The sequence below is a fragment of the Leptolyngbya sp. CCY15150 genome, assembly GCF_016888135.1.
Lineage (GTDB): Bacteria > Cyanobacteriota > Cyanobacteriia > RECH01 > RECH01 > RECH01.
The window spans coordinates 1-13658 of record NZ_JACSWB010000240.1 but is presented as its reverse complement, the minus strand read 5'-3'; the positions used below and the strand labels follow the sequence as shown (position 1 = coordinate 13658).

Sequence of the window (13658 nt, the reverse complement as noted above, 5' to 3'; positions counted from 1 at the left end):
CACAGAAAAAGGTAGTGGAAACAACGTCCTCTTGGGCAGCCGTGGGTCAACCATGCGGTGACGATCGCTCGGCGAGGCAGACACATGTCTGGCTAGGTTCTTGCCCATGAAGGAGTTGCCTGAATCATAGTTGCCTGAATCATAAACGACTCAGGGGCCATCGACCCGGTTTTTTTGCAGCTATTGCCACACTCGTCCTGTAGGCGATTGCTTGAGCCAGTCTAAAAATCGACGGCGATCGTCGTCGGGCATGTCTTGCAACGCGTCTAACACACGGGCCGTGAAGGTTGCATTACCAAAGTGGTCTTTGGCGATGCGATAGAGCTCTTGCAACAGGGTATTGAGGTGATGTTCTTGCCATGGGGGAATTTGCAGAGACGCTAGGGGATCAACCGTCAAAAGTTGATTGATCTCCGCTGGGGTCTCCGACTGGGGAAAGCGCCACTGCTGAAAGACGGCGGAGATTTCCTTCTGGAACAAGGCAATTTGGCGATCGCCCAGCAAATCTTCAATATCGATATAAACCGCTTGCAGCAAGAGCAAACAGGCTTGGGTCATTGCCGGAGCAATGTCTGTATCAGCATCCCCGCCACCGGCATCGCTCCCCAGGCTTTCTAGACGGACTTTTCCCCATACGCTGTAGCGATCGGGCTCCTCTAGCAAAACACAGGCTTTACCGCGATTATCCGTCAGATCTCGCCAAAAAGCTTTGGCTTCTTCCTCCTGAGCCGCACTAAAGACGCTAATGAGCCGAAACGTCTGTCCTTGATAGCTAAGGATGGGAATTTTTTGATCCCGCTTGGGGTGCTGAATGGCAGAAATTTCAACATCCTGTCTCTTTAAGATAAACATGACGTGCTCAGTTAGCTCCTGTCAGGGACGGGGATCGGCGGTGCAGATGTCTTAGATCGGCACGAATGGGTAGCATCAAAGAACGGTAACAACTCACGAGTAACGCTTGGCGATCGCCGATGAAGCGATTTTCCACGATCCGATGGTAGATAGAGGTGACAACAGACTGGCTTAGCGATCGCTAGAACGACTAGAAGCAATGCTCCTAGTGCATCGTGGATCACACGTGCATCTAGAATCTAGCCGAGTCATCAGTTTATAAATGATATTACGCTACTTCAGCATTGCTCGCTGCATTGGTTGAATCTCCATCCTTTTTCTGGCGATAGGGAGGCGATCGCCCCTAGTCAGGCTGAGTCATGGTTCGATGAGCCCTCGCAGTCTGGGGTTGATTTTGGTACTATACTGACGGAGGCGATCGCATGGTTGACAGTTCCTGTCATGCCTGCCCGCGCTCGTCCAGCTCACCCCTAGGTTTATGACCACCTCCGATCTATCGAACCGGGTTTATCAACCCTGGTCTATCGACCTTGATCAAGGGTTACGCTGGTTCTAGCTGCTTCAGGATCTGTTGTACCGTCAAACCCTGGGTCGAAGGTTTTCAGTACCATTATCCCGTGGCTCAGCCCCTAGGACATCTGTCTAGACAGGTTGAACTAAACAGGTTGAAGCTAGACAGGTTGAAGGGCGGAAAAAACTACCGATTGTCGTAAGATTTGCTCCAGTAGCTCAGTGGATAGAGCATCTGCCTTCTAAGCAGACGGCCGTAGGTTCGAATCCTACCTGGGGCGTAGGAACAGTACAAATCCATGGATGTCTGGTAGGATAGCGGCGATCGCTTCTCCTAACAAGTTCATGCTCAAATGTCTCATGATAGGACATAGGGTAAGACGCTGGGGCGAGAGATGCCTCATTCATCGCCCGATACAACAACCAGGCATTACCCCTGTTCTACGGCCCAGGAAGGATGATTCAGTTGCTTCATGATCACAACCAACGTTCATGCCAAGTCAGCTATGGGATCTGGCAGCAGAACCGGGCTGGACTCGTTCCTTGGGCTCAATGTATGGCATTAGATTTTAGGGTGAGTCGGCGGCATCATTATGATTGAGATTCTCGCTGCTCTATCGGTTTCTGCGGCGGCTGGCGTCAGAATTGGGCTCCCTCTCCTGATCATTGGTTTGCTCTACAGCGACAATTTATGGGCAGATGTTCCTATCCTGTCTCAGTTTCATCCCTCCTTAGTGCTGGGCGTGTTGGTAAGCTGGTCCCTCATTGAGCTGCTGCTGTCGAAGGAGCCTGTAGGTCAACGGGGCATCCAAATTGTGCAGCTTTTGTTTAGTCCGATCGTGGGCGCGATCGCTGGCATTGCCGTGGCCCGCTCGGCCCAATTACCTAGCCTCCTCACCGGCGTTTTGGGGATGGTCGGTGGTCTGTTGGCCTTAGTTCTACAGCTTGTGCAAGTCGGCTGGTTTTATCGCCTACGGCGGACGCCCATCTGGCTGATCTTTGCCCAAGATTTTCTCTGCATCACCCTTGTGCTCTTGGCCTTTGATGCACCTGAACAGGGCGGCATCATTGCCTTGCTGCTCCTATGGTTTGCTATCCGCAGCTCAAAAGAATGGCAGCGCTGGTATCAACGGCAGTCCTCACCGGGCGATCGCCACCATCCCCGCCGCTATAAGCAAGATCCAGATTAGGGCTAGAGCTAGGGAGGCATTCCCAGCGATCGCCCCGAATCGGTTCACATGGCACGATAAGATGATGGCACTTCATCCCACATTGGGGTGGTCTACGGGAGTGAGACCAGCAACGCTGATGTCCAACAGCGATGGGCTATGAACCGAGTACCCCACCCTTGTTGCTCCTTCCCACTAACCATGCCGCTGATATACATTCCTTCATTCATCATTCACTATGGTCATTGAGCAAGACCGCATCCTTGCTGCGATCGATGTTGGTACCAACTCGATTCATATGGCAGTGGTTCGCATTCAGCCCGACCTGCCGTCGTTTACGATCATCGACCGCGAAAAAGATATGGTGCGTCTGGGAGAGCGTGATCCCAAAACGGGCAACCTCACGCCAGAGGCCATGGATCGGGCGATGAAAACCTTCAAGCGCTGTATGGCGATCGCCAAAAGCCGTCATGCAGAAGACATTGTGGCCGTGGCCACCAGCGCCGTCCGTGAAGCACCCAATGGTCGAGAATTTCTCGATCGCGTCGAAGCTGAGCTGGGGTTGTCTATCGATCTCATCTCTGGCCCCGAAGAAGCCCGACGCATCTACCTAGGCGTGCTGTCGGCGATGGAGTTTAACCAACATCCCCACATCATCATTGACATTGGCGGTGGTTCGACAGAGCTGGTTCTAGGGGACGGCCACGAAGCGGCATTTTTGAGCAGTACTAAAGTCGGCGCTGTCCGGTTAACGTCAGAATTCGTGACGTCTGACCCGATTGAAGATGAAGACTTCTATCGCCTTAAAGCCTTCGTGCGCGGCATGTTGGAACGATCCACCGAGGAACTGCAGTCCCACGTTTCACCCAACAGCCATCCCATCATGGTCGGCACATCGGGCACCATTGAAGCCCTCGCCACCATGCACGCCTGCGAACATCTCGGCACAGCGCCCGATCCACTCCAGGGCTATGAGTTTAGCCTAGAAGACTTGCGGGATATCGTAGAGCGCCTGCGTAAGCTCAGCTACAGCGATCGCCTCAAAATTCCAGGCTTGTCCGATCGGCGGGCAGAAATCATCCTGCCGGGGGCGGTGATTCTCCAGGAAGCCATGACCCTGTTGAAGCAAGATCACATGACCCTCTGCGAGCGATCGCTGCGGGAGGGCGTGATTGTCGATTGGATGCTCACCCATGGCTTGATTGAAGATCGGCTGCGCTTTCAAAGTTCCGTACGACAGCGCAGTGTCTTTCGGTCGGCCCAAAAGTATCAGGTCAATCTGGCCTATGCTGAACGGGTGGCCGACTTTGCCGTCAATTTATTTGACCAAACCCAGGGACGCCTCCATGACTGGGGCGCAGGCGAACGGGAACTGCTCTGGGCTGCGGCAATTTTGCACAACAGCGGCCACTTCATTAGCCACGCGGCCCACCATAAGCATTCCTACTACCTGATTCGCCACGGAGAACTGCTGGGCTACACCGAGTTGGAAATTGAAGCGATCGCTAACCTAGCCCGCTACCACCGCAAGAGCGACCCCAAGAAAAAGCACGACAACTATCGCAACCTTGGCAGTAAGACCTACCGGCAGATTGTCGAGCAACTCAGCCCCCTGCTGCGCATCGCCGTTGCCCTAGATCGCCGCCAAATTGGCGCGATTAAGAAAGTGGAATGTCAATATCACCCGGAAATCAAAACCCTGCACCTCTTGCTCACCCCGACCCAATCTGGCGATGACTGTGCCCTAGAACTGTGGAGCTTGGGCAACAAAAAGAGCAGCTTTGAATCGGCCTATAGCCTCAAGCTAGTGCCGATTCTGCGCTACATCTAGCATCTCGTAGGCAAGCATTCCGTCGGCTTCGATTCCGCGCATCAACCGACGGGATGTTGACCACTTCACCGACTGGGGCAACCATCACCGAGGCATATCGTAGCCGAAGAGGTTGGGATCCACCGAGCCAAACTGCACATCTCCCAGGCCATAGTCGGCCCAACGGCGATCGACCAAGGCCGCCACCTCCGGATCCGACATGAGCGGTTCACCCCAAGCGTGATCGGTTTCCGGGGGCATTTTGGTGGTGGCATCGATCCCCATGCGGCCGCCCAGACCAATGCGCTCGCTGGCAAAATCGAGGGTATCAAAGGGCGTATCCGGCAAAATGAACACGTCTCGACTGGGATCCACCTTCGAGGTGATCGCCCATACCACTTGACGCGGATCGCGGATATTAATCTCCTTGTCTACCACAATCACAAACTTGGTGTAGGTGAACTGGGGTAGGGCGCTCCAAAAGGCTAGGGCGGCGCGGCGAGCTTGCCCCGGATAGGCCTTGTCGATGGAAATAATCGCAGCTTTGTAGCTGAGGGCTTCCATGGGCAGGAAAAAGTCTACAATTTCCGAGACTTGCTGCCGCAGGATCGGGGTATAGATACGGTTAAGCGCGATCGCCATCATTGCCTCTTCCTTGGGAGGACGGCCGCTAAAGGTGGTGAGATAGACCGGATTGCGGCGATGGGTCATGCATTGAAAGCGCACGAGGGGCGAGTCTTCTACGCCGCCGTAGTAGCCCATGTGGTCGCCAAAGGGGCCATCGGGCAGCATTTCGCCGGGGGTGATCGTGCCTTCTAGGACAAACTCTGAATCCGCAGGAACTTCCAAGTCCACGGTTTTACACTTCGCCAGATGCACACCCGAACCGCCATAGAGACCGGCAAACAGCCATTCGGATAAGTCCACCGGGATGGGCGTCGCCGCCGCCATGATGATCAACGGATCGACCCCCAGGGCGATCGCCACCTCCAGCTTCTTGCCCCGCTCCGCTGCCTTGCGCAGATGCCGAGCACCGCCCCGCACCGATAGCCAATGCACGGTCATCGTGGTTTTTGACTGAAGCTGCAGCCGGTAGACCCCCACATTGGGAATGCCGGTTTCGCAATCTTTGGTAATTACCAGCCCTAGGGTGATGATTTTGCCCGCATCCCCGGCATAGGGGCGAATCATGGGAATTTGGTTGAGATCGAGATCGTCACCCTGCACCACCACCTGATGACAAGCGGGCAAGAGATCCCGAGATGGCTTGGCTCGTACCACATCAAACAGCACCTTGCCAAAATCCACCGCCTGGGAAATTTTCTTCGGTGGCTTTGGCTGTTGCAGCATCCCTAGCTTTTTGCCTAGGGTTTCCAGTTCCTCGGGCGCTTCCATCTTCATGGCCCAGCAGATGCGTTCCACCGTCCCCATGGTGTTCACAGCCACTGGATGGGGAGAGCCCTTGACATTCTCAAACAGCAACGCTGGGCCGCCACACTGCAGCATCCGATTTGAGATTTCTGCAATTTCCAAGTCTGGATCCACCAGGGCCTTAATGCGGCGCAGTTGCCCCCGTTCTTCAATGAGATTGAGAAATCCCCGTAAGTCTCTCGCCATGATGCCGTTTGTGAACCTATGTAACACACTCTTTCATTATGCTATCGATTCCGCAACCGGCCGGACAATCTCCCCTAGGCGATCGCTTCCCTAGGCACCAGCATTCCACCAAAACCCGAATGATCACCGCCTCACCGGGGAATAGGGAATGGTCTCAACAGACCGCAGGGCAAGTCTTAACTGCGATCGCTCCTGGGTTGTCATCAGAAGAAAATATAAAAAGATCTAAACTCCGACCGGAAAACCGGGGTTTTATGGCATCATGGCATATAGGTTCACATAAATGTCTTAAATCAGGAGCTAAAGGCGCGATCGCTTGCAGAGTTTCCCAGGATTTAGGCATTGGTGATGTTAGTCATGCATGTACTACAGTTTCGATTCACAGGACTAAGGAATTATGGCGCTTCGACTCGGTGATACTGTTCCAAACTTTACCCAAGCCTCAACCGAAGGCGAGATTAACTTTTACGATTGGGCTGGCGATAGCTGGGTTGTTCTCTTCTCCCACCCCGCTGACTACACTCCGGTGTGCACCACCGAGTTGGGAACGGTTGCCAAGCTCAAGCCAGAATTTGACAAGCGTAACGTCAAAACCATCGCCCTCAGCGTCGATGACGTTGATTCTCACAAGGGTTGGGTATGCGACATTGAAGAAACCCAAAGCACTGCCCTCAACTACCCGATCTTGGCAGACCCCGATCGCACCGTGTCTGACCTGTACGACATGATCCACCCCAACGCCAGCAATACGCTGACCGTGCGTACGGTGTTCATCATCGACCCCAACAAAAAGCTGCGGTTGTCCCTCACCTACCCCGCCAGCACCGGTCGTAACTTTGATGAAATCCTGCGGGTGATTGATTCTCTCCAGTTGACCGACTACCACAAGGTAGCCACCCCAGCCAACTGGACTGACGGCGGCGACTGCGTCGTGGTACCTTCCATCTCCACCGAAGATGCCAAGAAGCAGTTCCCTAAGGGTGTGACCGAAGTCAAGCCCTACCTGCGCATGACCCCCCAACCCAACAAGTAAGCGGGGCGCGATCGCTTCTAGCGACTTGGGTTTTATGATGTTTGGGAACGGTGCAGACCTCTGCACCGTTTTTTATGGCGTGAGGTTAGCCAACAGAGGTTGATGAATACAACTCGAAGACCCTCACCCCAAACCCCTCTCCCAGGTCGGTAGAGGGGCTTTGAGAGCACTTGTACCTTCTTACTCCCCTTCTTACCCTTGTGGGGGAAGGGGCTGGGGCATGAAGGGAAACATACGTCAGCTAATCAGAGGATTTGCTTGGTATTGTGGTGCCATGATGGCATGATGCAACTAGGGTCTTTAGTGGGCGTAGACAGCATATGGTTAAGCTTTTACGGGTCACGGTCGATACAGTTCTCAAGCGGCGCACCGAGCAGTCGTCTAATCTACCAGAACAAGAGCAATACCGAGCGATCGCTGGTCAAGAATTTCCCATCGCGTCCTATGCCTACGCCAGCGGCGGCATGGATTTTAACGGCCATGTCAAAGTTGCGTTAGACGGGCAAACCCTCAACGGCTTTAACACCTGGTATATCTACGATCGCCACGCCCAAATCTTCTACGACGGCAAGGCGGTTTATCCACCGCCCGATAAACATGCCCCCCTGCGCAAAGGGCAGGTGTTAGTCGTCACCCAAAACACCATGTTCAAGCTGCGCCCCTTGCAGGCCAGCCAGCTCGCCGATACAGAGTGCTGCCAAATTCCCATCGGCACGCAGTTTGAAATCCAGTCCTATGCCTATGCTAGTGCAGGACAAAACTTTGATAACCACATCCGCATCTCGCTGAAAAATCAGTTCCTGCGGGGGCGCAATACGTGGTACGTCTACACTCCCCATGCGCGGGTGGAGCAAGATGGCAAAATGGTCTACCCGGTTGTAGCAAAACGGGCCGACAAGAAGCCTCTAGCCGTACCCTACTTCAGCCAGCGGGACAACTATATTGAATCGTGGCGCACCTGCAATAGCTCAGCCTGCGCCATGGCAGCTCGGTTTCTCGGAGCAGCGATCGCCAACGATAACGACTACCTGCGCAAAGTGGTTGCCCTAGGTGACACCACCGACCACGCTGTGCAAACGCGAGTGCTGCAGTCCTACGGCATCCGCTCAGCCTTTCACTACAACCTAGACTATGAGGATCTCGATCGCAGCCTCGATCAAGGAAAACCCATTGTCATTGGCATCCTGCATCGTGGGCCGATCACAGCTCCCTCAGGTGGCCACATGATTGTAGTCGTGGGTCAGTATGACGCTGGCTATGTCTGCCACGATCCCTACGGCTCCGTCCATGACGGCTATTCGGGGAGGGGTGGACAGTTTGAAAAATACAGCCGCGAACTGCTGAATGCGCGCTGGCTCACCCATCGGCGTAAAAACGGCTGGGGCAGATTGTTTGAGTGAACCAGCAGCTTCTCAGTCCGATCGCCCTAGCGAATCTCCTTCGAGAAATAGATAAAAATTCCAATGGAAATGAACAGGGTCGCGAAGGCAACTAAATTTCTCAGCATAGGAAAAAAGAGAGGTTAGATAGACAATTAGCTAGGCATTAGCTAGACAGGGGTTCAAGACGCGTCGTCGAGCAAGCTCGTAAGATGGGGAATCAGTTGATGGCTGCGCACCACCCCCTCAATGCGTTCGATCGGCTGCCCGTTTTTAAACAACACCAGGGTGGGTAGGGCTTGAATGTCATGCTGGGAGGCGATCGCTGGATAGTTGTCCGTGTTGATTTTCACAATGCGCAGCCGCTCCCCAAGCTGAGCATTCACCTCCTTGAGAATCGTTGCCATCAGTTGGCAGGGCCCACACCAAGGCGCATAAAAGTCGATCAGCACCGGCTGTTCGGAGGTGGCTAACATATCATCAAAGCTAGAAAATGTCTGTTTGGTCACCATAGGAGGCAGGCTCCTTAAGCCACTAATATGGTTTCTACCACCAGTCTAGTCGCACATCTATGGCTTCTTGCTATCAAGACTGCCTAAAGTTGATAATTTTTTGTTGCTTGCCTCCTACCCAATAACCGGCGGTAATCCTATCAAGTGCTGACGTCTCTCTCGATGTCTTTCTAAAGGTAGTATTCAGACAACGCCATTCGCGATATTCTTTGAGCAGCAGGAATTGCTCCGATAGTGGTTAATATGGGCGATGCGTCGCCCACAGTCCAGCAGATTGGTGTACTGTAACGTCAGAAGATGAAAGCAAACATTGTGCCAGGGAATTTGAGGACGCGTGTGGGCAAGCTAACTCCAATTCAAGTTCAACACCTCATTGAAATCGGGGCTTTTCTATGCCAAGTGCGAGAAGAGCAGGGAATTTCATTGGAGCAAGTAACGGCAACCACCTACGTGCCCCTGAGAATGCTGCGGGCCATAGAGTCTGGGCAAGTAGACATTTTGCCAGAAGCCGTTTTTGTTCAAGGTTTCATCCGCCGACATGCTGAAGCTCTAGGTCTTGATGGAATTGCAGTTGCCAAACAGTTTCCCATTAATCCATCTGCCGCCGAGACGGCGACGGATCAACCTCCGCAACCCGATCACTATGAGGTCGCCGAAGAAGCTACGGCACCCGACGATGCCTTTGCCTTAACGCAAACCGTCTTGCCTACCCCGGAAGCCGATCTCGTGGCTCGACGCATGTCGCGGCGATCGCCCTCGGCTGGATTTCCCCTCTGGCTAGGTCTGGGTACCGTGGCGCTGGTGATCATCGGCATTGGTGTTGCCGTGGGAGTCGCCAATCGTTCATCCTCAGATGACGAAGCGATCGCTCCCAGCCCAGAGCCAGAGATTACTGCAGCAGAGCCGCTGGTTGAAGAACCGACCGAACCGACCCCGCCCCCAACCGTGACGCCTGACGTACCCATTGCAGTCACCCTCACCGCCAGCGAACCGGCTTGGGTGAGCATCACAGTGGATGGCACTACAGACTACGAAGGCACCCTGCCCGCCGGCACCGAGCGTCAATGGGAAGCCCAGCGAGAACTCGTGATCTTCACCGGCAATGCTGGCGGTGTCACCCTGTCCTACAACGGCGGGGAAGCTACCTCCATGGGCGATCGCGGCCAAACCGCAGAAGTCACCTACACACCCACGGGCCCCAGCACCAATTAATCCTCTCCTTTGCCTACAGAGACGGCCCATGGGTTTCTTACAAGAAGCTCATGGGCCCTTTGAGTCGCAGGGGCGATCGCCGGGACAGGAGTGCTGTCACGCGCCCCCATCCTCCCCATCTCACCTCCATCCTGTACCGAGACCCTCCATGTCAGATCTGCAGCCCGATACCATTAAACTCGACCAGTTCTTGAAGCTCACCGGCACAGCACGCACGGGCGGCCAGGCCAAGCTGATGATTCAAGACGGTCAAGTCTTGGTGAATGGAGCCGTAGAAACCCGACGCGGGCGGAAACTGGTGGGAGGCGATCGCGTCGTGGTTGAAGGTGAAGAATTTGTGGTGGTGGTGGACTAGCTTTGAACCAGGCGGCATGGATCCGCTGAAGCGCTAGCGTAACGCATCCATGCTTCATGAGATGGTGCGTTACGGCTGCGCAGCAGCACCCTATGACTGGAGCATCAGCATCTCCAACTGGACGAGCACTAACCTAGGGCACAATCAACACCGGACAAGGAGCCAGATTGATGACTCGATTGGTGACACTCTCCGCCGCGCCCTCTTCCGTGAGCCCCAAACCGCGACAGCCCATAATAATCACCTTGGCGTTAATTTCATCCGCCACATCACAAATCATGAACGCCGGGTTGCCGGTGCGCTCCATCGTTTCCGCGGTAATTCCTCTCGCTCCAAATAACGTCTTGATTTCATCTAACAGCTTAGCGATCGCCTCATAGGCAGCAGATTGAGCTTCCTCCTCCGCCTCCTGATCTACAACCGAAAGAATGACAAGGCGGCTGTGGCAAAGATTCACCACTTGAGCCACCATACCCGCTGCCTCAATCGACTCACGGGTTTGGTCAATGGGATACAAAACAGTCTCAAACATAGGGTGCCTTACTAGAACGCAGACTCCGGTACAATATGGACGATACAACATAAGACATGAAGCAATAGATATCCCATAGCGGGATCTATCGCTGTCTATTCTCTAAGGCTAAAGCCTAGATGAACCGTTATTCCATCTGGTTTAATATCTTGTCAATTTTGGTGCGTCCGTCCAAGGGATGGGCACCTGGTTGAGATGATGACCAGAGCAGCTCTCCAACCTTGTCACCTAAACTCTTAGATCCACCATCCTTGAGATGAGGAGTGCAGAGGAACCCGCTGAGGTCTGTTGAGCAGAGCGTCATAAGATACCACGATGGAAAAAAGTACCTAGAAAAGTCCGGGGCTAGGACGGTTCTCAGACCCAGTCATGAGACAATAATGTCCATAGGTAAAAACACTTATTGAGTTAGGGGGTTCATTCGCCGTGGCGAAAAAAACATTAGCGACTTTATCTAAAGCAGATTTGTCTGGCAAGCGAGTGCTGGTGCGTGCAGACTTCAACGTACCCCTCGATGATCAAGGCAGCATCACCGACGACACCCGCATTCGGGCTGCTCTACCCACCATTCAATACCTGAGCGACAACGGAGCCAAGGTCATCCTCACCAGCCACTTTGGTCGTCCCAAGGGCAAGGTGGTTGACAGTATGCGGCTCACGCCGGTAGCCACTCGCCTTTCCGAGCTGCTCGGCAAGCCCGTCCTCAAATGTGACGACTGCATTGGCGATGCCGTGGCCGCTGCTGTTGCTGGGATGCAAGATGGTGAAGTTGTACTCCTAGAAAACGTGCGCTTCTACGCAGAAGAAGAGAAAAACGACGCCGACTTCTCCAAGAAGCTAGCATCCGTTGCCGATCTCTACGTGAATGACGCCTTCGGTACCGCCCACCGCGCCCATGCTTCTACGGAAGGGGTGACCCATTACCTCAGTCCCTCCGTGGCTGGCTTCTTGATCGACAAGGAGCTGCAGTATCTCCAGAATGCGATCGAAAATCCTAAGCCTCCCCTAGCAGCGATCGTTGGCGGCTCGAAGGTATCGAGCAAGATTGGCGTCATTGAAACCCTGCTGGAAAAAGTAGACAAGCTGCTGATTGGCGGCGGCATGATCTTCACCTTCTACAAGGCCCGTGGCCTCAGCGTTGGTAAATCCTTGGTAGAAGAAGACAAGCTGGAACTCGCCAAAGCGCTAGAAATCAAAGCCAAGGAAAAAGGCGTTGATCTCCTACTGCCCACCGACGTTGTAGTAGCCGACAACTTCTCTCCCGATGCCAATGCCCAAACCGTGAGCATCGACGCTATCCCCGATGGTTGGATGGGTCTCGACATCGGCCCCGACTCCATCAAGGTGTTCCAAGCTGCCCTGGCAGACTGCAAGAGCGTCATCTGGAATGGCCCCATGGGTGTGTTTGAATTCGAGAAGTTTGCCGCTGGGACAGAAGCGATCGCTCATACCTTGGCAGAACTAACCCCCAAGGGCACCACCACCATCATCGGCGGCGGCGACTCTGTGGCAGCCGTGGAAAAAGTGGGACTGGCCGATCAAATGAGCCATATCTCCACCGGCGGTGGCGCTAGCTTGGAACTGCTGGAAGGCAAAGTGCTGCCGGGTATCGCAGCCTTGGATGAAGCCTAAGCTCGGTTAACCTAGGCGCTCGATTCATCAACCTCAATCCATAACGCCTGCGTTCAACGGCCCAGTAGATCTCGTCATCTGCTGGGCTTTTGAGTAGCGATCGCTCTTGGGTTGGTTCATGTCGGCCTCAACGTCGTATGACCGTCCATCCTGTGCCAAATGTGCTTAAGATTGCGCACAACAGATAGGACGGTCTTGCCTGAAATGTTATCTAGTGTATCTTTAGAGCTGTATTAGTCTAGATGAGTGGTTGAGATCTGGGTACACGGCGTGCATAGGTGGCGTTGCCCCAGCCATAGGTAGACATAGCTGATATGTGCAGGTGAAGACCCATGGACGATCGAGCGAAACAGCACAAGCTGAGTCAATCTATGAAGTGGCGGACGCGACGATGGTTGAGCTTGGCCCTGGCGACGGCGATGGTGACGGGAGGGTTGCCGAGTGCTTGGGCGCAGGTGACGGCAGAACCCTCTACTCATCCAAGTAGCGTTGGCCATGATCAGTTGGCATTACAGTCTGGGCCAACGGCTAATGTGGAAGGATCAGCACGACTCGAAGAGGCTAGTCGTTTGAATGATCAAGGACTTGAGCTGCACCAGGCCGGTCGCTATGCCGAGGCTGAACTTCTCCTCCTACAAACCCTGGAGATTGTCCGCGGGCAATTGGGCGATCGCCACCCCTCTGTTGCCACCAGCCTCAACAATCTGGCAGTATTGTATGAGACACAAGGGCGCTACGGGGAAGCCGAACTCCTCTACCTACAAGCCCTAGAGATTTCCCGTGAGCAGTTGGGCGATCGCCACCCAAATATTGCCAGCAGCCTCAACAACCTAGCTGTGCTTTACTATGCACAAGGTCGCTATGAGGAGGCTAAACCACTCTATCAACAGGCTCTAGAGATTGTCCGCGAGCAGTTGGGCGATCGTCACCTCTATGTTGCCCAAAGCCTCAACAATCTGGCAGTGCTGTATGAGGCACAAGGGCACTATGGTGAAGCCGAACTCCTCTACCTACAAGCCCTAGAGATTTCCCGGGAGCAGTTGGG

At 54.1% G+C, this 13658-nt stretch carries 11 protein-coding genes, 1 tRNA gene and 1 pseudogene; 9 read left to right on the top strand and 4 right to left on the bottom strand.

The annotated features are described in order from the left end of the window. Nucleotides 1-180 precede the first annotated feature (180 nt). Nucleotides 181-852 carry an Npun_F0813 family protein gene (locus tag JUJ53_RS18430; RefSeq protein ID WP_204153504.1) on the bottom strand — a complete coding sequence of 224 codons (672 nt, stop codon included), beginning with the start codon at nt 850-852 and terminating at the stop codon, nt 181-183. Between the two features lie 718 nt (nt 853-1570). Between JUJ53_RS18430 and JUJ53_RS18425 the strand changes: the two genes are divergently transcribed. From JUJ53_RS18425 to JUJ53_RS18415, 3 genes and pseudogenes are all read left to right on the top strand, one after another. Further along, nucleotides 1571-1643 (top strand) — tRNA-Arg (locus JUJ53_RS18425). 312 nt (nt 1644-1955) lie between these two features. After that, a complete protein-coding gene (locus JUJ53_RS18420) occupies nt 1956-2552 on the top strand; it encodes a DUF4126 domain-containing protein (RefSeq protein ID WP_204153503.1) in 597 nt (198 codons plus the stop codon). Between the two features lie 180 nt (nt 2553-2732). Continuing rightward, nucleotides 2733-4362: pseudogene (locus tag JUJ53_RS18415) on the top strand (Ppx/GppA phosphatase family protein). Between the two features lie 84 nt (nt 4363-4446). On the opposite strand, the gene JUJ53_RS18410 reads toward JUJ53_RS18415, so the two are convergent. Continuing rightward, a complete protein-coding gene (locus JUJ53_RS18410; RefSeq protein ID WP_204153501.1) occupies nt 4447-5958 on the bottom strand; it encodes a UbiD family decarboxylase in 1512 nt (503 codons plus the stop codon). Nucleotides 5959-6355: 397 nt separating this feature from the next. Here JUJ53_RS18410 and JUJ53_RS18405 point away from each other — a divergent pair, with 397 nt between their 5' ends. Together JUJ53_RS18405 and JUJ53_RS18400 are read left to right on the top strand one after the other, a co-directional pair. Continuing rightward, nucleotides 6356-6991 (top strand): peroxiredoxin, encoded by a 636-nt coding sequence (locus JUJ53_RS18405; RefSeq protein WP_204153500.1) that lies wholly within the window; start codon nt 6356-6358, stop codon nt 6989-6991. Between the two features lie 320 nt (nt 6992-7311). After that, on the top strand, nt 7312-8391 hold the full coding sequence (locus tag JUJ53_RS18400) for a C39 family peptidase (protein WP_204153499.1): 1080 nt from the start codon (nt 7312-7314) through the stop codon (nt 8389-8391). Between the two features lie 161 nt (nt 8392-8552). Here the strand turns inward: JUJ53_RS18400 and trxA are convergent, their stop codons facing one another. Further along, entirely contained in the window at nt 8553-8882 is a 330-nt protein-coding gene (gene trxA, locus JUJ53_RS18395; RefSeq protein WP_204153498.1) for a thioredoxin, read from the bottom strand. A 336-nt stretch (nt 8883-9218) separates the two neighbouring features. Here trxA and JUJ53_RS18390 point away from each other — a divergent pair, with 336 nt between their 5' ends. Continuing rightward, a complete protein-coding gene (locus JUJ53_RS18390; protein WP_204153497.1) occupies nt 9219-10094 on the top strand; it encodes a RodZ domain-containing protein in 876 nt (291 codons plus the stop codon). Nucleotides 10095-10242: 148 nt separating this feature from the next. Then, nucleotides 10243-10449, top strand: coding sequence for an RNA-binding S4 domain-containing protein (locus JUJ53_RS18385; protein ID WP_204153530.1), 207 nt, complete (start codon nt 10243-10245; stop codon nt 10447-10449). A 133-nt stretch (nt 10450-10582) separates the two neighbouring features. Here the strand turns inward: JUJ53_RS18385 and JUJ53_RS18380 are convergent, their stop codons facing one another. Next, nucleotides 10583-10981, bottom strand: a complete 399-nt coding sequence (locus JUJ53_RS18380; protein ID WP_204153496.1) for a universal stress protein — start codon at nt 10979-10981, stop codon at nt 10583-10585. Nucleotides 10982-11407: 426 nt separating this feature from the next. On the opposite strand from JUJ53_RS18380, the gene JUJ53_RS18375 reads away from it, so the two are divergent. Together JUJ53_RS18375 and JUJ53_RS18370 are read left to right on the top strand one after the other, a co-directional pair. Then, complete coding sequence (locus tag JUJ53_RS18375) at nt 11408-12613, top strand: phosphoglycerate kinase (RefSeq protein ID WP_204153495.1); 1206 nt, start codon at nt 11408-11410, stop codon at nt 12611-12613. 332 nt (nt 12614-12945) lie between these two features. After that, nucleotides 12946-13658 (top strand): tetratricopeptide repeat protein (locus JUJ53_RS18370; RefSeq protein ID WP_204153494.1); only part of this gene is annotated, 713 nt, incomplete at its 3' end.

Bases quoted from the DNA above. Each gene is read 5' to 3' on its own strand.
- JUJ53_RS18430 (WP_204153504.1), bottom strand. From the start codon at position 852: ATGTTTATCTTAAAGAGACAGGATGTTGAAATTTCTGCCATTCAGCAC.
- JUJ53_RS18420 (WP_204153503.1), top strand. From the start codon at position 1,956: ATGATTGAGATTCTCGCTGCTCTATCGGTTTCTGCGGCGGCTGGCGTC.
- JUJ53_RS18410 (WP_204153501.1), bottom strand. From the start codon at position 5,958: ATGGCGAGAGACTTACGGGGATTTCTCAATCTCATTGAAGAACGGGGG.
- JUJ53_RS18405 (WP_204153500.1), top strand. From the start codon at position 6,356: ATGGCGCTTCGACTCGGTGATACTGTTCCAAACTTTACCCAAGCCTCA.
- JUJ53_RS18400 (WP_204153499.1), top strand. From the start codon at position 7,312: ATGGTTAAGCTTTTACGGGTCACGGTCGATACAGTTCTCAAGCGGCGC.
- trxA (WP_204153498.1), bottom strand. From the start codon at position 8,882: ATGGTGACCAAACAGACATTTTCTAGCTTTGATGATATGTTAGCCACC.
- JUJ53_RS18385 (WP_204153530.1), top strand. From the start codon at position 10,243: ATGTCAGATCTGCAGCCCGATACCATTAAACTCGACCAGTTCTTGAAG.
- JUJ53_RS18380 (WP_204153496.1), bottom strand. From the start codon at position 10,981: ATGTTTGAGACTGTTTTGTATCCCATTGACCAAACCCGTGAGTCGATT.